The following is a 22,753-nucleotide window of genomic DNA, read 5'->3' as shown; positions in this document are numbered from 1 at the left end:
TTTTATCTTTCATCTCATACGTAAGTTTCTTCATCCCATTCAATCGTGTATTCGTTCATTTTTTTATCAATATCGTTTTGAATACTCATGTGCTGAAATAGCGCATTCAATTCTTCTGTCCTCTTTCTTCGATCCTTTTCATAATAATAGAACGCATCTCGATAATCATGATCCCTTAGCATCTTTGCTATGAGCATGGCATCTTCTAGACTATATGATGCTCCTTGACCAACAAAAGGATTCGCCGTATGTACCGCATCACCTACAAGAACAACACGTCCTTTTGACCACACAGGAAAATCCTTTATTTCATAGATACTTCTTGGAAAGAACATGTTTGTATGATCGATGATGTCAGAAAGGTGTTTAGGAATGTTCCAATGTTCCATTTGTTTATATAATAACTGTCGGATGGTTTCTTTATTGGCTTTCTCAAAATGTTTTGTAGGTAACTTCTCAGGACACTGAGAGAAAGCTTGCCATAAAATATTCATTTTATTTGTTGGATGCGCTTTCCCAAAAATGAATTGAAAGTTTCCGTCATTGTAAAAATAACTTGTTGCCTCATCCAATACAAAATCCTTCACAAACGATACTCCTTGTAGTCCCCAAAAACCGCTATAGTCTAATTTAGCATTAAACGCAATAGCCTCTCTTGTTTTAGAAAAAGTTCCATCTGCTCCTATTACAATATCACCTGTTATCACAGTTTCATCATCAAAAAGAACCTGAACGGTATGAGGCTGCTGTTTGATCGAGGTTAACTTTTTGTTGTATTTCACTTCTATTCCTTGACGGTGAACTTCTTTTAAAAGTGATTTGATGATTTGGTCTCTCATGACGTTCAGTAAAGGAGCATCATAATATTTTTCACTATAATTGTGAAAGATCGCTTCTACTTCATTCTCACTGTTTATTTGCTGGATCTTCTTTATCACGGTTGCATTTGCTATCACTTCATTTTTACACCCGATTCCATCCAAAATCTTTACCCCATTCGGAGACAGTAAAAAACCTGCTCCTGTTTCTAATTTTTCATCTGACCTGCTTTCATAAATCGTACTTTCCATTCCAGCCTTTTTTAAGAATAAAGAAGTAGCCAATCCTGCTACACCACTGCCGATAATGATCACATTTTGAGATTTCATTATTTTCCCTCCTATTTTATAAACAGACCGGTCGGTTTATTTTAGTGCAGAAAAATAAGCTTTTTCATATAGGACAGCGTATCACAATTCCTCCTCTTCATTTGGTAATTAAAGTATATGATAATATGTTATAAATGATTTCGCAAGAATGAAACTAACCAATTTCTGATCAACTTCTTTTAAAAACATGAAGGGGATAACAAAACATGAACAAAGACACCGTGATAAAACACTATGAACACACTCTTGAATGGGTACAGTCACTAACGAAAGTAACAGAAGAAGAATGGCGTAGCGCCATCGCTGAGGGAAAATGGAGTATTGCTGAGATCATCGCTCATTTCGTTCCGTGGGATGAATTTATTTTACACGACCGTCTAAAGGAATTTTGGAACGAGCAAGCGTTACCGCAGGCACCTGATGCGCATGAAATGAATCAGCAGTCAGCCGAAAGAGCAAGAAAGGAAGAAAGAAGCGAGACGATTGGGCGATTTATTGCTGTCAGAACAGAATTACTTCAAGAAATGAAGAAAATCGAACCATCTCGCTGGAATGCATCCTTTTTGATCGGTCAAACAGAGCTGACGTTATCAAGTTATTTTGAAGGCTTGATTAAGCATGATCTCCATCATATGGAGCAGATTAAAAAAGTACTCTCTACAGAAAGACGATAAAGCGTCACGAAGCTTCTTTCTCAAATGGAAACGTCGCATAATCAAACAAAAAATGAAATAGCCAAAGACTAAGCGCAAAGAGAATTTCTTCAGAAGTAGTCAGCAAAATGCCGTCAACCAATTCATCTGATAAATAGACAGCACCCCAAATAAACAAAAGGTGAAATAAAACGGTATAGAAAACGATGGATCGTTTTTTGGACCGACACTTACGAACAAAACACATGAGCACGTGTTCCAGATGTTCAAAAGAGATCCCGAGTACAACGTAGATGCCCATAAACAGAAGCAACGATAAAACCGATTGATAAAAAGCACCCGTCAAATGAAAGAACAGTACACAAAACAACAAAAATATGTAAAAGATAGCTGATAGCGCTATCAGGCATTTCACCCCTTGCCATAAAGCGTGAATAGATTGTTGCATGGATAAACAACACTCCCTTACATGAAGATACCTGCAAAAAGGACAGCCTTTTTGCAGGAAGGTGGAATTAATCCTCTTTTTTAGGTGCAGCGATGACAGGGTGTTTTTCTGTATCAAGCAATTTCAAGAATTCTTCGCCTTGATCTAAATGATCCAAAACAAGCTGTTTCGGTGTGACCGCAAGCCACTGATTGAGTGAAATGTCTGCATAATGATCACTCTTAAAAATTTCTAAGAAATAAAGCGGTTCGTCGCCTGTATTCTCTACATAATGCCCCATCGCAAATGGTACATATCCAACGTCCCCGGCCTGATAGTTGAAGGTTCTCGCATGTCCATCAGAAGCAAATACCGTCATTCGTGCTTTTCCAGAAATAAAATATTGCCATTCATCCGTATTTGGATGCCAGTGCAGCTCACGAATGGCGCCTGGATCGACTTTCACAAGAGCGGATGCAATTGTTTTAGACGCTTTGAAATTGGTAGAGTCCGCAATCCACACTTGTCCACCGCTTGACGTAATTGGCTCCTGTTTTAACAGCTCATATTTAAAGGAATTCGGGACCTCTCCTTGTTCTGTTTTCACCTTGTCACACTCAAGAGAACCAGGAATTCCTTTTTGGAAAATATACTTCTCTTTCTCTGGTAGCTTCTCAAATTGCTCCTTTGTCATTCCAAAGTTTTGGAGCACAACTTCCTCTGGCGTATGCGCAAGCCAATCAGTCACTTGGAACGTACTATTTTCAGAGAAGGAACCATCATCAAACACAAGTAAGAATTCAGCTCCTGGTTCAAGTGCTTGAATAGAGTGCGGCAAGCCAGAAGGGAAGTACCATAAATCTCCCTCAGTCACATCCTCTGTAAAATTGCGCCCCTCTGCATCAACCGATGTAATTCGGGCTTCCCCATAAATCATGTACGCCCATTCCGCTTCCTTATGCCAGTGAAGCTCGCGAATCGCACCAGGCTTTAGCCGCATGTTCACAGAGGCAAGACTTTTAGAGATTGGCAGTTCACGCACCGTTACCTCGCGGGCATAGCCGCCTTTTTCTAAACGGTTGTGCGTATCAGAAAAAGAATATTTCATGTTGGGAACCGTTCCATGATCGGTTTCTGGTGGCGTGAGCATATCTGGGTTTTGTCTGTCTCGCTCGAGATTACGTGGAATTTTGACCGTTGCTCCTTTTTCTCCTCGAATCGGCTGCGGTACACCATTTTGCTTTTCACTCATGATAAAATCCCCTTTCAACATCGTATTGTGTGAGGTGACAAAAGGCCTTTCATTTCGCCCTCGCTTTCATAAGGTGAAACGAATCAAGAAGATGTCAATCTGATTCATCATTTTTTTGAACAGCGACCAATCGTTGGATGAGTTTGCTTAATTCATCAAACTTTCGTTCAAAACGTGTCAGCAAATAAACCGTCAAAATGGCAGGGAAGCCAGCCTGACCGAGCTGCTTCAGCCATTCCTCCGAAAAAAAGGTCTCCATTTGTCTCACCTCCCAGCGGATGCTCGTCTTCTCTATAAGTGGTATGAAAGAAGAAATAGGAAATCAAAGGGGGAGAAAATGAACCATTAGACCCGTTTCACAAAGTTTACTTTTTTTAACTTTTGTCCACTTAATGCAAGTAGAGAGAACAAAGGGGAGATGCACATGGATTATCGGCTGTTATTGAAAGCAAAATGGAAGGAAATCGTTGACCACCCGCTCATTCAGCAATTTTTAAGCAATCCTAAAAACCAGCAGCTGCTCCGGCAAGTCATGGAAGAGCCAAACGAAGAAAATGCGAAAAAACTAGATTCCGAGTTCAAGCAGTTTTATCAAAAAATCCGCATCATCAAGTATATTTCCACAATGATCCGCATCTTTTCAGTCGACTTTGACAAACGAGTAAAAAAGAAACAGCAGCGTTTTCCGCTCATACTTGATCATCCTGATACGCAAGAAGTGAAAGACCCTGTTCAAACCGATACGTATGAAGCGGTGCTCATCAACCAGCAAGACTTAGGGGAGCACCTGCAAGACCCAAGATTGTACAAGGCCTACCAGCAGCTCACAGACAAACAAAAAATGGTCTTAACCCAAATCTATGTCGAAGGTCAAACGATGAAGGAAATAGCCGACCGGCTGGGAGAATCAAGACAAAATATCTCAAACATCCACAAAAAAGCACTCAACAAACTAAAAGAAAAAACAGGGGGAGATGTCCGTGCACGAAGACAAAATGACCAATGGAGAAATGGAAGAACTCATTGAAACCTTCACACCCATGATCAAAAAGAAACTACAAAACACGGCATATCAAGAAAGAGAAGACCTCGAACAAGAACTTTATATCAAACTCATCGAAAAAGTAGACTGGCTGATTTACCAAGAAGGACCTGGCTTTTGGGAGTTTATTGTGGAATATATGACGAAGTTGTAAGAGTTGTAAGCACAAAAAAAGACTCGCTCACACAGAGCCGAGTCTTAATTTTTTTTGCAGTTTTTCTTCACTGAAAATCCAGCCGGTATAGGAATTTTTGATTTGGTGGTCCATGTCGATATGGCAGATCGCGACAAAAGGATAGTGACCTTTGCTGCGGTAGCGCAAATCAATGAACCGTACCTCATAATGATCCTTGTATTTATCTACTTCCCACCGGTAGACAGGGGAGAAGGAGAGAAAGGCTGAAATGTTTTCATCCTGTTTGGCAATTTTCATAATCTCAGTATCAGGGACCGGCACACGGTTAAAGGTGTCTAAAATGATAATCTCACCATTCATACTGCGTCCAACATGGAAAGAGGATTTACATTTCACGGCAATGCGCCATTGTCTGAACTTCATCGTAGGCGAAATAATAATGTCCTCAATTTCATTGAATCGTGCACGCAGCTGGCGTTTAATCTGAAGCTGCATGATGACCCTGACGATATAATAACAGAAAATCACGGCATACAGCGTAATAAACGTATAGCCGGGATGCCCGCCAATCGCCCAAACGACAATGGCGACAAGATGTGTAAAAAAGATAAACGGATCAAACGTATTAATGATCCCTAGCGCTACCCACTTCTTTGAAAATGGACGAATGGCCTGCGTGCCGTAAGCATTGAAAATATCGACAAACACATGAAGCACGACGGCTAATAGTGTCCATAACCAAAGATGGAGTAAATCCGCCCCCGGCACAAATGGGAAAATCACAGCCGGAATTAGCAATGACCAAAACAGTACAGCCGGAATGGAATGAGTAAATCCCCGGTGATTTCTTATATAAACTGCATTATTTTTTAGTTTTAGCACAGTATCAATGTCTGGTGCTTGGGAGCCGGCGATGGTCGCGATCATCACGGCGTGTGCCATGTGTGGATCTGCGCTGACGGCTGGATCTAAAAGCGCAAGTCCCCCAAGAGAAATGCCCATTACTACATGAGTACCAGTGTCCAATTGATTACCTCCTAGTTGTCATGCTTAGGAACAATCATACAAAGTATACGTTTCTCATCAAGACTATGTGCAAAATCACTTTTGCTTTATCCCGATTTAATGTAACATGTTAACGTATCTACAAACAGTATACAACAAATAAGGTTCTTTTCAGAACGTTAGCTCTCGGTTCGATAAGAAGGAGTATAGAGATGAAAGACATTCAAGAAAAGCTGGACCGCAAAGATATTGCGGGTTTTCAGCATGATTTAATCGATTGGTATGAAAAAGAACAACGGACACTTCCATGGCGTGAAAATCAAGATCCATACCGCGTCTGGGTATCAGAAGTGATGCTTCAGCAAACGAGAGTGGATACGGTCATTCCGTACTTCAATCGGTTTATGGAGCAATTCCCGACGGTGAAGGATCTTGCTTTAGCTGATGAAGAAAAAGTCATGAAAGCATGGGAAGGTCTGGGCTACTACTCACGAGTGCGTAATTTACAGGCAGCTGTGAAAGAAGTCTATGAATCCTACGAGGGCGTTGTCCCTGATACGAAAGAACAATTTTCAAAACTGAAAGGTGTAGGCCCGTATACGAGCGGCGCAGTGCTGAGTATCGCCTATAACAAGCCATACCCTGCGGTAGACGGCAACGTGATGAGGGTCATTTCCCGTATCTTGTCCATATGGGATGATATTGCAAAACCAAAAACGAGAAATATTTTCGAATTTGCGGTTGATCAGCTCATTTCCCGGGAAAAGCCGTCAGAATTCAATCAAGGGCTAATGGAGCTAGGTGCGCTTATTTGCACCCCAACCTCTCCTGCCTGTCTCATTTGTCCTGTGAACATGCATTGCTCGGCACTGGAGGAAGGCGTTCAGCATGAGCTGCCGGTGAAAAGTAAAAAGAAAAAGCCGACTGCGAAATCAATGGCAGCGGTGGTGTTATTTGATGATGCAGGCCACCTCTATATTCATAAGCGTCCAAGTACAGGTCTGCTTGCGAATTTATGGGAGTTCCCAAACATGGAAACAATGAAGGGAAGAAAAACGGAAAAAGAGCAGCTGATTGATTTCTTAAAAGAGGAAGCGGGTGTACAAGCAGAACTTGGTGATTTAGAAGGCACCATTCAACATGTATTTACCCACCTCATCTGGAATATTTCTGTTTTCTTTGGACGTGTGACCTCTGTATCTGATGACACGATGCTGAAAAAAGTCACAACAGAAGAATTTGAGGCATATGCTTTGCCAGTCTCACATCAAAAAATATGGAAGATGGCACTTGAACAGCCTAGTCATATTTAACCGTTGTACCATGGGTATAATCGGCTTCATTTCGGTGCAGACCCCCGCGGTTTTCAATTTCAGAAATGATTTCTCGATACTTAGATTGCCCTTCTTCGTTTAAATAAGGTAAAATTTGTTGGAAAGCATGATGAAAAAAAGCAAGCTCAGTATCTTTCCATTGATCCTTTGACATCATGCCAAGCTGGCTTAAATCGCGTCCGACATACATGAATGTAACCTCCTAATAGGAACTTTCCTATTAGTGTGAAGCGAATGGACGAAAACTATTCAAATCAGGAGATGAACCATAATGAACAAGCGTAAATGTGCACTAATTACAGGCAGCAGTAGAGGTGTCGGGAAAGAAGTGGCCCTTCGCCTGGCTGAAAAAGGATATGACATTGTCATTAACTATGCAAGAAGCAAAAAAGCAGCACTTGAAACAGCTGAAGAAATTGAAGCGATGGGTGTTAAAACATTAGTTGTCAAAGCCAACGTTGGTCAGCCAGAGAAAATCAAAGACATGTTCCAGCAAATTGACGAAACGTTTGGCCGTTTAGACGTATTTGTGAACAATGCGGCATCTGGCGTTCAGCGTCCAATCATGGATCTTGAAGAAAATCATTGGGACTGGACCATGAATATCAATGCGAAAGCCTTGTTATTCTGCGGACAAGAAGCAGCCAAATTAATGGAGAAAAACGGCGGCGGACATATCGTCAGCATTAGCTCACTAGGCTCTATCCGCTACCTTGAAAACTACACGGTGGTCGGTGTATCTAAAGCAGCACTAGAAGCTTTGACACGCTACCTATCCGTTGAGCTGTCACAAAAAAATATCGTCGTAAATGCCGTATCAGGCGGCGCCATCGATACAGATGCACTCAAGCACTTCCCAAATCGTGAAGAGCTATTAGAAGATGCTAAGAAAAATACACCAGCAGGCCGTATGGTGGAAATTAAAGACATGGTCGACAGTGTAGAATTCCTTGTATCAGGCAAAGCAGATATGATTAGAGGACAGACGATTATCGTCGATGGCGGACGTTCTTTGCTTGTTTAAAAAAATGATGAATAAGATGTACACCTTCTGCACAAATTAATGTGCGTGGAGGTGATAATGATGGATAAACAACAAAACAAAACAAACGCACAACAAGTGAAAAAACAAAACCAAGCTGCTGCACAAGGCGGTCAATATGGCACTGAATTTGCTAGCGAGACTGACGCACAGCACGTAAAAAAATACAACCAAAAAGCTGAGCAAAACAAACAACAAAACAGCTAATCACTGAAACAAAGGGAAGCACTTCATCTACGAATGAAGTGCTTTTCTTTTTGTCTCTCCCCATCATCCGACAAAACCTGTAAAACCTCTACATAAACAGTCAAAGGACTTCTTCCTTCTTTCAAGAAATGGTATAGATACAAAAAGTGGAATCGAAGGAAAGGGAGGAGTTAGATGTCTGATTTCGATCAGCTTGTCAGAGAACAAATGCAGCTTATGGATCAGCTGCTCGATGTACAAGGAGAACTTGATCTGTACTTAGAGACAGAAAAACAATTGCTGCAAGGTGAAAAAAAGGAAGAGCGGCATAAGCTTCATGATCAAATCAAACAGAAACGAGAGGAACTGCAAAAAGTCCAAACACTATTTACAAAACAGACTAAACAAGTCATCAATTCGTATAAACAAATGGAGAAGAGCTCAACCGTGATGTAAAAGAGTGTGCCGTTCAATTGGGTTGAATGGCTTTTTCATTTCATTTTTTAATGATGTAACGGTATAATATAATAGAGACATGTTTAGTTGGGAAATTAGGTCTTTGGACTGTTAGGTTTGTTTGTTATAGAAAGTAGGGGAGAAAATATGGGCTATCCCAAGGAAGGAGAAACCATCCAAATTCAAAGCTATAAACATAATGGCTTGATCCACAGGATTTGGAATGAAACCACCATTCTGAAAGCAACGGAATTGTGTATCATAGGTGCAAACGATCGAACAATGGTGACTGAATCCGATGGCCGAACATGGATGACAAGAGAACCGGCTATTTGCTATTTTCATGCAAAACAATGGTTTAATGTCATTGGGATGCTTCGAGATGATGGGGTGTATTATTACTGCAACATCAGCTCTCCTTTTGCGACAGATGAAGAGGCGATTAAGTATATTGATTACGACTTAGATGTCAAAGTCTTTCCGGACATGACGTATAATATTTTGGATGAGGATGAATATGCAGATCATAAGAGGCAGATGAATTATCCAAAAGAAATCGATAGTATCTTACGAGAGCATCTAAATACATTACTGCATTGGATTCACCAGCGGAAGGGACCGTTTGCTCCAGAATTTGTGGATATGTGGTATGAACGTTTTTTGCGTTATACAAAATAAGTAACAGCAGCTAAAACCTGTTTGGCTTTTCAAAGCCAACAGGTTTTTGACTGCGTACGGATAAGAGGCACTGATAGATTGGGAAGGAGATTTACATGGGGGTCATAAAACGTTACATGGCTTTTGTAACACCGTATAAAAAACAGATTGCATTGACAATGGTGATCGGAATGATTAAGTTCTCGATCCCCTTAACATTGCCTCTGCTTTTAAAGTATGTCATTGATGATGTCATTCAAGGCTCTGGATCGGCTGAAGAAAAAACATCCACTCTCTTTATTATTATGGGAATCATGCTTGTATTATTTTTAGTGATGAGACCGCCTGTTGAGTACTACAGACAATACTATGCACAGTGGACAGGCAGTAAAGTATTATTTGATATTCGGGAAAAACTGTTCTCGCACATTCAAAAGCTAAGCCTTCGTTATTACGCCAACACGAGAACAGGGGAAATTATTTCAAGGGTCATCAACGATGTGGAGCAAACAAAGGAATTTGTCATCACAGGGCTTATGAACATTTGGCTTGATTTGATGACCGTCCTGATTGTGATAGCCATTATGTGTACACTGGATCTTAAACTCACCATTGTGTCTGTCATTATTTTTCCACTGTATGCGTTAGCAGTGAAGTATTTTTACGGACGGCTTCGCAAGCTGACAAAAGAGCGGTCGCAGGCACTGGCTGAGGTACAAGGGCACCTGCATGAGCGAGTACAAGGAATGCCTGTCATTCGCAGCTTTGCGATTGAAGAATACGAACAAGAGAATTTTCACGATGAAAATAAAAATTTCTTAAACAAAGCGATCAATCATACGAATTGGAATGCCAAAACATTCGCCGTCGTCAATACGATCACAGACATTGCGCCGCTGCTCATCATTGCTTTTGCTGGCTATACCGTCATTAACGGGTCGCTTTCAATTGGGACAATGATTGCCTTTGTCGGCTACATTGACCGGATGTACAACCCGATTCGTCGTCTCATTAACTCATCGACGACGTTAACTCAGTCAGTAGCATCAATGGATCGTATTTTTGAGTTTATTGATGAACCGTATGAAGTAACAGACAAGCCGAATGCAAAAGAAGCCAATCACTTAAAAGGTGAGGTGGAATTTAAAGATGTGTCGTTCCGTTACGAACATACACAGGAAGAGATTTTACACAATATCTCCTTGAAAGTAGAAAAAGGTCAAACTGTTGCGCTTGTAGGAATGAGCGGCGGAGGGAAGTCGACACTCGTCAGCCTAATTCCAAGATTTTATGATGTCACAAGCGGATCACTCGAAATTGACGGCATTGATATTAAAGAGTACAAGGCAAGAAGCCTGCGTAATCAAGTCGGGATGGTCCTCCAAGATACATTCTTATTCAGTGACACCATTAAAGAAAATATCGCTGTGGGAGACCCGGAAGCATCCTTTGAGAAAATTGTGTCGGCTGCCAAAGCGGCTAATGCCCATGAGTTCATCATGTCTCTTCCTGAAGGATATGACACGAAAGTAGGAGAACGTGGCGTAAAGCTATCAGGCGGTCAAAAACAACGAATTTCAATTGCGAGGGTATTTCTTAAAAATCCACCGCTGCTTATTTTAGACGAAGCGACGTCTGCACTTGATTTAGAAAGTGAACATTACATTCAAGAAGCGATGCAGAAGCTGGCAAAAGATCGCACAACTTTTATTGTTGCGCACCGTTTATCAACGATTACACATGCGGACCTCATTGTGGTCATGGAACAAGGTGAGATTGTGGAAAAAGGAACACATGAGGAATTAATGAACCGAGACAGCCACTATCGCCATCTATTTACCATTCAAACATTAAATTAGTAGAAGCCTATCCGATTCTAGCGGATAGGCTTTTTTATGCTTGTCAAAAACATGACATATTTCCCAGCTTGTCTCAATACAATTTTAAAAAGTATGACGGGGTGGTGAAGATGTGAAAGAACAAGAAGTATTGCTAGATGTCAAACAGCTGTCCATTGCTTTTCAGCAAAAAAAGCAGAGAGTCCCGATCGTCCATGACATCTCATTCTCTATTCAAAAAGGAGAAACCTTAGGTATTGTGGGCGAATCTGGCTGCGGGAAAAGCATCACATCGATGTCTTTAATGGGGCTGAATCACCAAACAGAAACAACAGGTCACATACAATTTGAAGGTCAAAACCTGCTGTCACTTTCGGAGAAACAATGGCGAGAGGTCAGAGGGAATGACATCTCAATGATTTTCCAGGAACCCATGACTTCTCTCAATCCACTCATGACCATCGGCAAGCAAATGACAGAAGCCCTTTTCACACATCAGACTATCAGCCAAAAAGAAGCAAAAGTGAAGGCTGTAGATTTGCTTCAAACGGTAGGCCTGAAACAAGCAGCGTCATTACTCAAAAAATATCCACATGAACTATCGGGTGGCATGCGTCAGCGTGTGATGATTGCGATGGCGATGCTGTGTCACCCAAAGCTCATGATTGCAGATGAACCAACGACTGCACTTGATGTCACCATCCAAGCACAAATTCTTCGTTTGCTCAAAAAGTTAAATGAAGAGATGGACACCGCTATTTTATTTATTACTCATGATTTAGGCGTCGTGCGGCAAATATGCCAGCGTGTCATGATTATGTATGCTGGTCGAATCGTAGAAGAAGGAACCGTTGACCGTATTTTCCAAAAACCTCTCCATCCCTACACGAAAGGTCTTTTCGCCTCTGTTCCATCATTTAAAGAGAAAAAAGAAAAACTCATGTCTATTGCGGGTCATGTACCTAAGCCAGGAGCTATTCGGTCCGGCTGTCAATTTGCACCACGCTGTCCATATCAAATGACGCAATGTCTTGAAAAAGACCCATCTTTACAATCCATTTCACACAATCACCGCGTCGCATGTTTTCTAATGGAAGGAGGAGAAGACACTGAATCACCCACTATTGCAAGTGAATCAACTGACGAAGCGTTATGACACATCGGCATTTTTTTCTAAACACAAACAGACGACTATGGCTTTAAATCAAGTGTCCTTTCACGTGAAAGAAGGAGAGACGCTCGGCATTGTGGGCGAATCTGGCTGCGGGAAATCAACCCTTGGCAAAAGCTTAATGAGATTAATCGAACCGACTTCTGGCTCAATCCAAATGAAAGGAAAAGAAGTGATGCTTCTGAAAGAACGAGACATGCGTTCCTTCAGAAAAGACATTCAAATGATTTTCCAAGATCCATACGCTTCCTTAAATCCACGAATGAAAATCAAAGACATTTTAGAAGAACCGCTCATTGTTCATAAACATGGAACAAAAGCAGAAAGACAAAAGCGGGTAAAAGAGATGTTGCACATTGTTGGGTTTGACCCATCCTATGGAGACCGTTATGCGCACCAATTCAGCGGCGGTCAGAGGCAGCGTATTGGAATTGCTAGGGCGCTGATTACTCATCCAAGTCTTGTGATTGCCGATGAGCCAGTTTCCGCTTTAGATGTATCGGTTCAAGCGCAAATATTGAATTTAATGCTCGAATTGCAAAAGACGCTTTCTCTGACGTACTTGTTTATTTCTCACGATCTAGGCGTTGTCAAGTATATGAGCGACCGCATTGCAGTGATGTACGCTGGCCGTATTGTAGAAATGGGTCCTGCGGAGGACGTATTTCACAAGCCGCTTCATCCTTATACATCGCTTCTTCTGACATCCATTCCACATATGGATCACGTGCTGGAAACGCAGGATGTGTCAGCGGAAGAATCCACCCTGGTGTCAGAAGAGGGCTGTCCTTTCTATAAAAGATGTCCAAAAAGGTGGGCGCAATGCTTGCAAGCTGTTCCGCCTTTGTATGAGAAGGAAACAGGTCATGCAGCTGCGTGCTATTTATATCAAAAGGAGGAACACAATGAAGAAGACATGGTTATTCAGTAGTTTCATTTTTGTGCTGGCACTTGCGTTATTTTTAGGGGGCTGTTCATCTTCATCAACATCAGAAGAAAAAGCCACAAAAGACACTCTCGTATTCGGCAGAGGAGGGGACTCTACGTCACTTGATCCGATTACAACAACAGAAGGCGAAACCTTCAAGGTCACAGAGAATATGTTTGAAAAGCTTTTGAATTACGGTGAAAAAGACACGACCATCCATCCGGGCCTCGCAACAGAATGGGATGTTGCAAAGGACGGAAAATCGTACACGTTCTACTTAAGAGAAGGTGTGAAATTTCACGATGGCACAGACTTTAATGCAGAAGCTGTAAAATTCAACTTTGACCGCTGGATGAATGGAGATGCCGAAAAATTTCCTTACTACGGCATGTTTGGCGGCTATAAAAAAGATAAAGGGCATGTCATTAAAGACATCATCGTCAAAGGAGAGCATGAAATTGAATTTCAACTCAAACGCCCGCAAGCAACATTTCTGAAAAACATCGCCATGTCACCATTTGGTATCGCTAGTCCTGCAGCAGTTGAAAAAAGCGGTGATTCATTTAGAGAAAACCCAGTGGGCACAGGACCATTTAAGTTTAAAGAATGGAAGCAGAACGATCGTATTGTCTTAGAAAAGAACGAAGATTACTGGCAAAAAGATAAACCAAAACTGAAACAAATCATCTTCCGCTCTATTCCTGAAAACTCTGCTCGTTTAAATGCGCTTAAAACAGGCGAAATCGACTTAATGGATGGCGTCAATCCGTCCGATTTAGATGGCATTAAAACAGACAAAGCGCTCCAGTTGATTGAAAGACCATCCATGAACGTAGGTTATATCGGGTTGACAGTGACTAGAAAGCCGCTTGATAACAAGTTGGTTCGTCAGGCGCTCAATTATGCAGTTGATAAAGAATCAATCATCGAGTCGTTTTATGGAGGGCTTGCTGAACCAGCAAAAAATCCACTTCCTCCGTCATTAGAAGGCTACAATGACGAGATTGAGCCATATCCATATGATCCGGAAAAAGCAAAAGAACTATTGAAAGAGGCAGGCTTCCCTGACGGTTTTCGCATCAAGCTTTGGGCAATGCCTGTGCCGCGTCCATATATGCCAGACGGGATGAAGGTAGCTGAAGTCATTCAGTCAAACTTTGAAAAAGTTGGTGTCAAAGCCGAAATCGTCACATATGATTGGGCGACTTATTTAGATAAAGCAAGTAAAGGCGAAGCAGATGTGTTCTTATTAGGATGGACAGGGGACAATGGCGATCCTGATAATTTCATCTATACATTATTAGATAAAGACAGTATTGGCGGTAACAACTATACATTCTTCCAAAACGATAAAATGCATGACATCCTCATTGAAGCGCAGACCGATACGGATCAAAAGAAGCGAAATGAATTATATCAAGAAGCTCAAGAAATCATTCATGATGAAGCGCCTTGGATTCCATTAGTCCATTCAATTCCAATGCTTGCCGCATCTAAAGATTTAAAAGGCTACCAGCCGCATCCGACTGGTTCCGAAGCATTGACTGACGTATATTTCGAATAAGCAAATAAGGGAGATCGTTCGATCTCCCTTATCCAAACAATGAAAAGGCGGTGAAAGCTGTTTGTTTGCTTATTGTATGAAGCGAGCAGGAATGCTCATTCCAGTACTGATCGGAATGACCTTAGTTGTATTTTCTATTATTCGGTTTATCCCTGGGAATCCGGCGCAGGTCATCTTAGGACAGCGGGCAACGAAAGAAGCAGTAGAGCAATTGACGATTCAGCTTGGTTTAGACCAGCCGTGGTACGTTCAATATGGTCACTACATGCTGGGGCTTTTAAAAGGCGATCTAGGGACTTCCATACGAACAGGAGCGGCTATTGCCCAGGAAATGAAGCCTTACTTATTTGCTACATTAGAATTGACTTTCTTCGCTATGTTGCTGGCGATTATTGTCGGTGTGAATGCCGGAATCATTAGTGCGTGGTTTAAACATTCTTTCTTTGATTATGTGGCCATGTTTATTGCGCTCATTGGGGTGTCCATGCCGATTTTCTGGTTAGGCTTAATGGGACAGTGGCTATTCTCGATTGAATTAGGTATTTTGCCGACTACAGGACGAGAAAACGTCAGAAATCCGGTAGAGTCGATCACCTATATTCATACGTTGGACACGCTTTTGCAAGGACGATTTGATCAATTCTTTGACAGCATCAAGCATTTAATTTTACCAAGTACCGCTCTCGCAACGATTCCTGCTGCGATTATTGCAAGGATTACGAGGGCAAGTATGCTGGAAGTTCTTCATTCAGATTTTATTCGAACAGCAAAAGCAAAAGGGGTACGTTCATTTTTCATCATTTATCAGCATGGGCTGAAAAATGCGCTCATTCCGATTTTAACGATTATTGGTCTTCAAACAGGTCTCTTGCTAGGCGGAGCCATTTTAACAGAAACGATCTTTGCTTGGCCGGGAATTGGGCGGTATATTTACGATGCCATTAGCTATCGTGATTATCCTGTCATTCAAACTGGCATTCTTGTTGTTGCGCTCATATTTGTGCTGATCAATTTCATTGTGGATATCTTGTATGCAGTCATTGATCCGAGGATTAAATACTAGAGAAGGGAGAGTGACGACATGGAAGCGCAAAAAGAGCTTCAAGCACCTAAACAAAAGGAAGAACGCTCTCAATCACTGATTCTTGAATCGATGAAACTGTTCTTTCAGCACAAGCTGGCGGTCATTGGCACTGTGATTGTCTTTTTATTTCTGATCCTAGCAATCTTTGCACCGCTCATTGCTCCTTATGGAATCAACGAGCAGTCGCTAGGCGAACGATTTAGTGCCCCTTCAGCTGCGCATTGGTTTGGTACGGATGATTTCGGGAGAGACATATTTTCTAGAGTTGTGCATGGAGCTCGGATTTCATTATGGGTGGGTTTCTTCTCCGTTCTCGGGTCGGTTATTTTAGGGACATTGCTTGGATTGATGGCAGGTTACGGCGGTAGATTGCTGGATGCTGTCATCTCAAGACTATTTGATATTTTACTCGCTTTTCCTAGCATTCTATTAGCGATTGCGATCGTTTCCATCTTAGGCCCTTCCTTACAAAATGCCCTTATTGCCATAGCGATTATTAACGTCCCTACATTTGGCCGGCTCGTTCGTTCAAAGGTGCTGAGCATTAAGCAAGAAGAATACGTCTTAGCAGCAAAGGCAGTCGGGATGTCACACCGCCGCATCGTTCTTCGTCACATACTGCCAAATAGTATGGTGCCGGTGATCGTTCAGGCGACGCTTGCGATTGGTACAGCCATTATTGAAGCGGCGGCTTTAGGATTTTTAGGATTAGGTGCACAAGCGCCAAGTCCAGAGTGGGGGAAAATGCTTGCCGATGCGAGACCTTATCTCGTACAAGCGCCGTGGACTTTATTTTTCCCGGGGATTGCGATCATGCTGACGGTTCTTGGCTTTAACTTGATGGGAGATGGATTAAGAGACACCCTTGATCCTAAAATGAAGAAAATAAAATAAGACCGATTCTAAGAATCGGTCACAGCGTGTAGACAAACCCCACATTCTTTGTCAATCCTGCGAGCTGGTGCTCACGAATATGGCATTCGCTCCGCTCCAGTACTCGTCCTTCCTTGGTTTCAAGGGTTTTCAACTACGCTGAAAAGAAGACAAAGGGCTAAAATAAAGATCATTGTAGCCCTTTGTCAAAAATGTAAGCCCGATTCTTAGAATCGGGCTTTTGTATTTAAGCTTCTTTTTCTTCTGTCTCAATCTCACTATCTTTTGGGTGATACGTTTGGAAGCTTGTAATCAAAGTATCTAGATGCTCCAATTCATCACGGTATTCAATAATACTCGACATCACATTCAGCATATTGTAATCGAGCAAGTCGTTTTCTTGATTTTGCTGGTGTTGAATAAATGATTTCGTTAATGCTTCAAGACGAAGAGAGCATTCATTCTGAAAATCATCGTCCTGCGGTTTCATTTTTCCAACAAACTTCATCAAGGTACGTTCATGCCAGTACAGTAAATAATCAATCTCATCTGTTAAGCTCTCTCTGAAATGCTCTGGCATCAAATGAATTTCATTTTCTAACTTATGAAGCTTTTTCAGCAAGTACAGCGCTCGATTAGACGTCATGATTGCCTGTCTGAATAAAACAAGCTTTCTAGATTTGACATAAGTTGTTTTCTTTAAATAGCTTCGTTCTTCTTTGTATAACAAGTAAATGTGATCTAATTTGATCATGCGTTCTTTTATTTGATCGATGTCATCCTTTAAAGTGGAATGATCAGTAGACTGTCTGGAGCTCAGACGGATCCATTTTAAAATCTCCTCCGTATTTTCCATAATGTGATGAACAAGCTTTGTTTCATACTTTGGCGGCAGGAAAATCAAATTCACTAAAAATGAAGAAAGTACGCCTAACACCACAGTTGCTGTTCGAATTAAGGCAAAGGAAAGGAAATGATCCCCTGCACTTTCTAAAATCGCGATGACGGTTACGAGTGCAATCGGAATCGTGTGTTCAATCTTCAGCTTTAAATTAATCGCAATGACCATGACGGCAGTTAAGCCGATGATGACTGGTCCTGTGCCAAAAAGCAGACCGAACGTAATGGCAAGTGCTGCTCCAATAATATTGGCTTGCACTTGATCAACAATCGTTAAAAATGATCGATAAATAGATGGCTGGATAGCAAATACAGCTGCAATTCCCGCGAAGACGGGTGTCGGCAATCCAAGCCATGTTGCCAGGTAAAGCGCGAGTACAATGGCAATACCAGTTTTTAAAATACGGGCTCCAAGTTTCATTGGTTTTGTCCCTGCATTCCTTTCTTTTCGATAATAGATGACCACTTGTCATATATCATAAATATTTTGATGAAACAACTAAGTAATATACAGCGGTCTTCCGAAATATTCAAGTGATTTTTGAAAGTTCATGAAAACATCAAAAGAAGGTATTGAGAAAAAATGTAACAGATTCACTCGCTTTTGACAATCAAGAGCTGGTAAATAAAAAAACAGACGCATGAATTTACGTCTGTTTTTCTCTTCATTATGATTGTTTCAGCTGTTCAAACGCGTGATCTACTGCTTTGAGCGTTTCAGAAATATCATTTTCAGTATGTGCAATGGTTAAGAACCAAGCTTCATATTTAGAAGGAGCGAGGTTAATACCTTGTGCGAGCATGAATTTAAAGAAACGGGCGAACATTTCACCATCCGTATTTTCAGCCTGCTCGTAGTTCACAATCGTTTCCTTTGTAAAATAAATGGTGAGAGCACCTTTTAAGCGATTCACTGTAATATCTACTTGATGTTTTTTTGCGTGGGCTAAAATTCCCTCTTCTAACATGGCCCCGAGCTGATCAAGACGTTCGTAGACTCCGTCTTCTTTTAACACTTCCAAGCATGCAATACCAGAAAGGATGGAGGCGGGATTTCCTGCCATCGTACCAGCTTGGTAGGCTGGTCCAAGCGGGGCGACTTGCTCCATAATTTCTTTTTTGCCGCCGTAAGCGCCGATTGGAAGACCGCCGCCGATAATTTTACCTAATGCAGTGAGGTCAGGTTTTACTTGAAGCAAGTCCTGTGCACCACCATACATAAAGCGGAAAGCTGTAATGACTTCATCATAGATGACTAGAGCCCCTTTTTCATGAGTCAGGTCATTCACCTGCTGCAGGAAACCGTCTTTAGGCTCTACGATGCCAAAGTTCCCGACAATTGGCTCAACAAGAACAGCTGCTACTTCATCACCCCAGCGGTCTAATGCTTCTTTGTAGCTGTCTATATCGTTGAATGGAACGGTAATGACTTCATTGGCAATACTTTTAGGCACGCCCGCTGAATCTGGTGTTCCTAAAGTGGAAGGTCCAGAGCCGGCCGCAACTAGCACAAGATCAGAATGACCGTGGTAACATCCGGCAAACTTAATGATCTTTGTTCTGCCTGTATAAGCGCGAGCGACACGGATTGTCGTCATCACAGCTTCTGTACCTGAATTGACAAAACGAACTTTGTCCAAAGCAGGCATCGCTTCCTTCAGCATCTTAGCAAAAGTGACTTCATGCTTCGTTGGTGTTCCGTAAAGGACACCCGTCTCGGCTGCTTTCGTGATGGCTTTTGTAATATGAGGATGAGCATGTCCCGTAATAATTGGACCGTATGCTGCCAAATAGTCGATATAACGGTTTCCGTCAACATCCCAAAAATAAGCGCCTTCGCCTTTTTCCATTGCAACAGGTGACCCGCCGCCCACTGCTTTATATGAACGAGATGGGCTGTTAACCCCTCCAACAATATGCTCCAGCGCCTCTTGGTGTAATTTTTCTGATTCGGTGAATTTCATAAATAGCCTCCTATCTCAACGTATCACGTCGTCTATCATTATTTTAACATGCCGATGCAAGCGTCCTTAGTTGAATATCTTCTCGAAATTGGATAGGCTAATGAAAAAATAGGTTGGAGGGATTGTATCATGACAATCGATGTGGGGCAGCAAGTACCTGATATTGAATTACTCGGTGATAATGGAGAGAAAGTAAAGCTCTCTGATTTTAAAGGGAAACACATTGTCCTTTATTTTTATCCAAAAGATATGACGCCAGGGTGTACAACGGAAGCCTGTGATTTCCGTGACCGCCATCAAAGCTTTGCGGAATTAGATGCTGTGATTATCGGCGTAAGCCCAGACGGTCAAGACAAGCACCAAAAGTTTAAAGAAAAACATGACTTACCTTTCCTGCTTCTTGTAGATGACGAACAAAAATTGTCTGAAGCTTTCGGTGTATGGAAGCTGAAAAAGAACTTTGGTAAGGAATACATGGGAATTGAACGCTCAACGTTTCTTATTAATAAAGAAGGAAAGCTTGTGAAAGAGTGGCGTAAAGTAAAGGTGAAAGATCATGTGGAAGAAGCGCTTGAGGAACTGAAAGCTCACGCTTAATATGTTGACGTAATGAGATCGGCAGTCGTGCCGGTCTTTTTTGTATAGAAGAATAGGTAAAAAAGAGGATTGTAATTGACAAAGTTTCGGCTCTGGGGGTACACTATTTATAAAGATTATAATATAAGAATATTTTTGAAAAGAGAGGTGCATGATGAAATGGCTGCTCACGAACTAAAAGATGCTTTAGACGCTCTAAAAGAAACCGGTGTTCGAATTACTCCGCAGCGCCATGCCATCTTGGAGTTTCTCGTAAATTCTATGACACACCCAACCGCGGACGATATATATAAGGCACTTGAAGGGAAATTTCCTAATATGAGTGTAGCAACGGTTTACAACAATTTACGAGTCTTCCGGGAATCTGGATTAGTAAAAGAATTAACGTATGGGGATTCCTCAAGCCGATTTGATTTTGCGACATCTGACCATTACCATGCGATTTGTGAAAACTGCGGAAAGATCGTTGACTTTCACTATCCTGGCCTTGATGAAGTAGAACAGCTTGCATCCCATGTGACAGGTTTTACAGTAAGTCATCATCGCTTGGAGATCTATGGCACTTGTCAAGAATGTGCAAAAAAAGAAAATCATTGATGAAAAAGCTGACCAGTTGAATGGTCAGCTTATTTTTATGACTTTTTTCGATTGTAGGATTCATCAAACTCTTTGCCTTCTAATGCTGGATCGAGTGTAAGTGGCTCTCTGCAATGCATGCACATGTCCACCCGCCCAAGCACTTTTGTTTCCTTCTCACAGCCTGGACATACGACACGGACTGCCTTCGTAGAAAGCATACCGATCCAAAAGTAAACGGCTGTACTCAATCCAATCGATAACACGCCGAGTAGCATAAAGAAGGTCGACAGCCAGACCGATTCCTTGAAGAACACACCGATATACATGATCAAAAAACCAACAAAAACCAAACTAAGTGCAAATGTTCTGATTTTATTAATCTTACTGGAGTATTTCGCCATCCCTAGTCCCCCTTATCTCCAATATAGCACATTTTACCTTTCTGTTTGAATTAGTTATAGAGTTTTGTGAATAAATTGCTTATAATGATTCAACGATCTTTTTTCATGTATTGAAGGAATTTTGATTCTATGAGGAGAAATACATAGCATTAGAGAAGAACCTTACACCCGAGTATTGGAGGAATCACTATGGAAAATCTTCTCCGTCCTATTTATCAAGAGAGAGCAAGTCATCCAGATACATTAGCTGTGATTATAGTAGAAAGAAGGCATAAAGTATCTTCTGAGACGGATAACTTTGATGCAGCGCTTCTAGTCATCGTAAAGGATGCGGAAGAACCTTTATTTATTAAGCACTATGAATCCGATCACCAGACAGCTTCTTTAAATGTTGTCACAGATGATCAGTTGAAGGAATGGATTACCTTAGGTACCAACAGGCGGATTATTGATTGGATTTTAAACGGAAAAGTCCTGTTTGATCGAAATGAATATATTTTCAACTTGATTGATGAACTGAGTACATTCCCGTTTTCTAACCGTAAGCTCAAAATTGGTTTAGAATATGGCAAGCTCATTCGCAGATATATAGAAGGAAAAGCATTTTTTGAATCAAATCAATTCCTCGATGCATATAATTCCATTGTGCATGCCCTGCATCATCTGGCGCGTATTGAAGTGATTGATAAAGGCTTCCACCCAGAAGTGACCGTTTGGAATCAAGTACGTCATATGGAGCCGGAAGTATATAAACTTTATTCAGAGTTGATTGAAAGCCACGAAAGTCTTCATAAACGGTTAGAACTTTTATTCCTAGCGAATGATTTCTTGATTCATTCAAAAGCAGAAATTGGTGCGGCTCATTTGCGTCATGTCATGGAACAGCAGGATATTTGGCTGTTTGGCGAGCTTCTTGCACATCCTGATCTCAAACATTTCACACCTGATCTTAGTGTGATGATTGATTTCTTTGTGGAAAAAGGAATTGTGCTAGTAGAGCCAATTGAGACGAAGGGGCAAAAAATCTATCATCGAGGATATTTTGTTAAAAAAGATATTGACGTATGAATATTATGATGGTATATTATTAAACGTCGCTAATGAGCAACCGAGTTGCTTTTAAAGAAAAGCGCACAAAAAGAAATTCAGAAAAACACTTGACGCACACGGCGCTCAAATGTTATATTAAGAAAGTCGCTTCTAAGCGATAACGAAGATGATCTTTGAAAACTAAACAAGACAAAACGTACCTGTTAATTCGAGTTTTTATAAAAAAATCCTATGATACATCATAGGTAGTCAGTCAAACGCTGACGAGGCAGGAAATGATCACATGCTAAGTTCGCTACATCGTGTAGCAACGCATGTGTGATATGCATCCTGCATACCTCGGAGAGTTTGATCCTGGCTCAGGACGAACGCTGGCGGCGTGCCTAATACATGCAAGTCGAGCGGACAGAAGGGAGCTTGCTCCCGGATGTTAGCGGCGGACGGGTGAGTAACACGTGGGTAACCT

Annotated in this window: 25 protein-coding genes, 1 rRNA gene and 1 pseudogene; 18 read left to right on the top strand and 9 right to left on the bottom strand. The window is 41.5% G+C overall.

Annotation, left to right across the window (positions count from 1 at the left end):
• Positions 1-14: 14 nt before the first annotated feature.
• The gene (locus tag EBQ12_RS15135) at positions 15-1,148 is read right to left on the bottom strand and encodes an FAD-dependent oxidoreductase (protein ID WP_125590522.1); all 1,134 of its coding nucleotides are present in this window, start codon (positions 1,146-1,148) and stop codon (positions 15-17) included.
• Positions 1,149-1,354: 206 nt separating this feature from the next.
• Between EBQ12_RS15135 and EBQ12_RS15130 the strand changes: the two genes are divergently transcribed.
• A complete protein-coding gene (locus tag EBQ12_RS15130; RefSeq protein WP_125590521.1) occupies positions 1,355-1,822 on the top strand; it encodes a DinB family protein in 468 nt (155 codons plus the stop codon).
• A gap of 4 nt (positions 1,823-1,826) precedes the next feature.
• On the opposite strand, the gene EBQ12_RS15125 is transcribed toward EBQ12_RS15130, so the two are convergent.
• The 3 genes from EBQ12_RS15125 to EBQ12_RS15115 all read right to left on the bottom strand — a co-directional run bounded on the left by EBQ12_RS15125 (position 1,827) and on the right by EBQ12_RS15115 (position 3,739).
• Positions 1,827-2,249 carry a regulatory YrvL family protein gene (locus EBQ12_RS15125; protein WP_125590519.1) on the bottom strand — a complete coding sequence of 141 codons (423 nt, stop codon included), beginning with the start codon at positions 2,247-2,249 and terminating at the stop codon, positions 1,827-1,829.
• Between the two features lie 67 nt (positions 2,250-2,316).
• Positions 2,317-3,480 (bottom strand): oxalate decarboxylase family bicupin, encoded by a 1,164-nt coding sequence (locus EBQ12_RS15120; RefSeq protein WP_008341972.1) that lies wholly within the window; start codon positions 3,478-3,480, stop codon positions 2,317-2,319.
• 94 nt (positions 3,481-3,574) lie between these two features.
• Positions 3,575-3,739, bottom strand: coding sequence for a YvrJ family protein (locus tag EBQ12_RS15115; RefSeq protein ID WP_003217819.1), 165 nt, complete (start codon positions 3,737-3,739; stop codon positions 3,575-3,577).
• Between the two features lie 165 nt (positions 3,740-3,904).
• On the opposite strand from EBQ12_RS15115, the gene EBQ12_RS15110 reads away from it, so the two are divergent.
• The gene (locus EBQ12_RS15110) at positions 3,905-4,507 is read left to right on the top strand and encodes a sigma-70 family RNA polymerase sigma factor (protein ID WP_125590517.1); all 603 of its coding nucleotides are present in this window, start codon (positions 3,905-3,907) and stop codon (positions 4,505-4,507) included.
• Positions 4,455-4,676, top strand: a complete 222-nt coding sequence (gene rsoA, locus EBQ12_RS15105) for a sigma-O factor regulator RsoA (RefSeq protein ID WP_041116267.1) — start codon at positions 4,455-4,457, stop codon at positions 4,674-4,676. The genes EBQ12_RS15110 and rsoA overlap by 53 nt, the downstream gene beginning before the upstream one ends.
• A 27-nt stretch (positions 4,677-4,703) precedes the next feature.
• Here the strand turns inward: rsoA and EBQ12_RS15100 are convergent, their stop codons facing one another.
• A complete protein-coding gene (locus EBQ12_RS15100; protein WP_125590515.1) occupies positions 4,704-5,684 on the bottom strand; it encodes a metal-dependent hydrolase in 981 nt (326 codons plus the stop codon).
• A 191-nt stretch (positions 5,685-5,875) separates the two neighbouring features.
• Between EBQ12_RS15100 and mutY the strand changes: the two genes are divergently transcribed.
• Positions 5,876-6,976: an A/G-specific adenine glycosylase gene (gene mutY, locus EBQ12_RS15095; protein WP_017366880.1), complete on the top strand. Its 1,101-nt coding sequence runs from the start codon at positions 5,876-5,878 to the stop codon at positions 6,974-6,976.
• On the opposite strand, the gene EBQ12_RS15090 is transcribed toward mutY, so the two are convergent.
• Complete coding sequence (locus EBQ12_RS15090) at positions 6,963-7,187, bottom strand: hypothetical protein (RefSeq protein WP_008341962.1); 225 nt, start codon at positions 7,185-7,187, stop codon at positions 6,963-6,965. The two genes, mutY and EBQ12_RS15090, sit on opposite strands and share 14 nt — an antisense overlap.
• Before the next feature lie 81 nt (positions 7,188-7,268).
• On the opposite strand from EBQ12_RS15090, the gene fabL reads away from it, so the two are divergent.
• The 10 genes and pseudogenes from fabL (at position 7,269) to EBQ12_RS15040 (ending at position 16,817) form a co-directional block, all read left to right on the top strand.
• Complete coding sequence (gene fabL, locus EBQ12_RS15085) at positions 7,269-8,021, top strand: enoyl-[acyl-carrier-protein] reductase FabL (RefSeq protein WP_007496726.1); 753 nt, start codon at positions 7,269-7,271, stop codon at positions 8,019-8,021.
• Positions 8,022-8,096: 75 nt separating this feature from the next.
• A pseudogene (locus EBQ12_RS15080) lies at positions 8,097-8,246 on the top strand (gamma-type small acid-soluble spore protein); the annotation flags it as partial.
• A 174-nt stretch (positions 8,247-8,420) separates the two neighbouring features.
• Entirely contained in the window at positions 8,421-8,681 is a 261-nt protein-coding gene (locus tag EBQ12_RS15075) for a YgaB family protein (RefSeq protein WP_125590513.1), read from the top strand.
• 147 nt (positions 8,682-8,828) lie between these two features.
• Complete coding sequence (gene ntdP / locus EBQ12_RS15070) at positions 8,829-9,359, top strand: nucleoside tri-diphosphate phosphatase (RefSeq protein ID WP_008341956.1); 531 nt, start codon at positions 8,829-8,831, stop codon at positions 9,357-9,359.
• A gap of 95 nt (positions 9,360-9,454) precedes the next feature.
• Positions 9,455-11,197, top strand: coding sequence for an ABC transporter ATP-binding protein (locus tag EBQ12_RS15065; RefSeq protein WP_008341950.1), 1,743 nt, complete (start codon positions 9,455-9,457; stop codon positions 11,195-11,197).
• 112 nt (positions 11,198-11,309) lie between these two features.
• On the top strand, positions 11,310-12,332 hold the full coding sequence (locus EBQ12_RS15060; RefSeq protein WP_060832194.1) for an ABC transporter ATP-binding protein: 1,023 nt from the start codon (positions 11,310-11,312) through the stop codon (positions 12,330-12,332).
• Positions 12,301-13,278 carry an ABC transporter ATP-binding protein gene (locus EBQ12_RS15055; RefSeq protein ID WP_125590511.1) on the top strand — a complete coding sequence of 326 codons (978 nt, stop codon included), beginning with the start codon at positions 12,301-12,303 and terminating at the stop codon, positions 13,276-13,278. The genes EBQ12_RS15060 and EBQ12_RS15055 overlap by 32 nt, the downstream gene beginning before the upstream one ends.
• Complete coding sequence (locus tag EBQ12_RS15050; protein ID WP_017358851.1) at positions 13,253-14,839, top strand: ABC transporter substrate-binding protein; 1,587 nt, start codon at positions 13,253-13,255, stop codon at positions 14,837-14,839. The genes EBQ12_RS15055 and EBQ12_RS15050 overlap by 26 nt, the downstream gene beginning before the upstream one ends.
• A 61-nt stretch (positions 14,840-14,900) precedes the next feature.
• The gene (locus EBQ12_RS15045) at positions 14,901-15,902 is read left to right on the top strand and encodes an ABC transporter permease (RefSeq protein ID WP_007496737.1); all 1,002 of its coding nucleotides are present in this window, start codon (positions 14,901-14,903) and stop codon (positions 15,900-15,902) included.
• Positions 15,903-15,920: 18 nt separating this feature from the next.
• A complete protein-coding gene (locus EBQ12_RS15040) occupies positions 15,921-16,817 on the top strand; it encodes an ABC transporter permease (RefSeq protein WP_007496739.1) in 897 nt (298 codons plus the stop codon).
• A 226-nt stretch (positions 16,818-17,043) separates the two neighbouring features.
• Here EBQ12_RS15040 and EBQ12_RS15035 read toward each other — a convergent pair whose 3' ends face one another.
• A complete protein-coding gene (locus EBQ12_RS15035) occupies positions 17,044-18,117 on the bottom strand; it encodes an FUSC family protein (protein WP_025206980.1) in 1,074 nt (357 codons plus the stop codon).
• A 247-nt stretch (positions 18,118-18,364) separates the two neighbouring features.
• The gene (locus EBQ12_RS15030) at positions 18,365-19,660 is read right to left on the bottom strand and encodes a glutamate-1-semialdehyde 2,1-aminomutase (RefSeq protein WP_008341922.1); all 1,296 of its coding nucleotides are present in this window, start codon (positions 19,658-19,660) and stop codon (positions 18,365-18,367) included.
• Positions 19,661-19,789: 129 nt separating this feature from the next.
• Between EBQ12_RS15030 and bcp the strand changes: the two genes are divergently transcribed.
• A complete protein-coding gene (gene bcp / locus EBQ12_RS15025; protein ID WP_125590509.1) occupies positions 19,790-20,257 on the top strand; it encodes a thioredoxin-dependent thiol peroxidase in 468 nt (155 codons plus the stop codon).
• Between the two features lie 159 nt (positions 20,258-20,416).
• On the top strand, positions 20,417-20,854 hold the full coding sequence (perR, locus tag EBQ12_RS15020; RefSeq protein ID WP_003217782.1) for a peroxide-responsive transcriptional repressor PerR: 438 nt from the start codon (positions 20,417-20,419) through the stop codon (positions 20,852-20,854).
• A 35-nt stretch (positions 20,855-20,889) separates the two neighbouring features.
• Here perR and EBQ12_RS15015 read toward each other — a convergent pair whose 3' ends face one another.
• A complete protein-coding gene (locus EBQ12_RS15015) occupies positions 20,890-21,237 on the bottom strand; it encodes a YgzB family protein (RefSeq protein WP_007496750.1) in 348 nt (115 codons plus the stop codon).
• A gap of 189 nt (positions 21,238-21,426) precedes the next feature.
• Here EBQ12_RS15015 and EBQ12_RS15010 point away from each other — a divergent pair, with 189 nt between their 5' ends.
• Positions 21,427-22,305, top strand: a complete 879-nt coding sequence (locus tag EBQ12_RS15010; RefSeq protein WP_025206981.1) for a nucleotidyltransferase-like protein — start codon at positions 21,427-21,429, stop codon at positions 22,303-22,305.
• Positions 22,306-22,623: 318 nt separating this feature from the next.
• Positions 22,624-22,753, top strand: a 16S ribosomal RNA gene (locus EBQ12_RS15005); the annotation flags it as partial.

It is taken from the genome of Bacillus sp. 2B09 (genome assembly GCF_003946835.1).
Taxonomy (GTDB): Bacteria; Bacillota; Bacilli; order Bacillales; family Bacillaceae; genus Bacillus; species Bacillus altitudinis.
The sequence above is the reverse complement of the archived record's forward strand: the minus strand, read 5'-3'. Positions and strand labels throughout refer to the sequence as shown.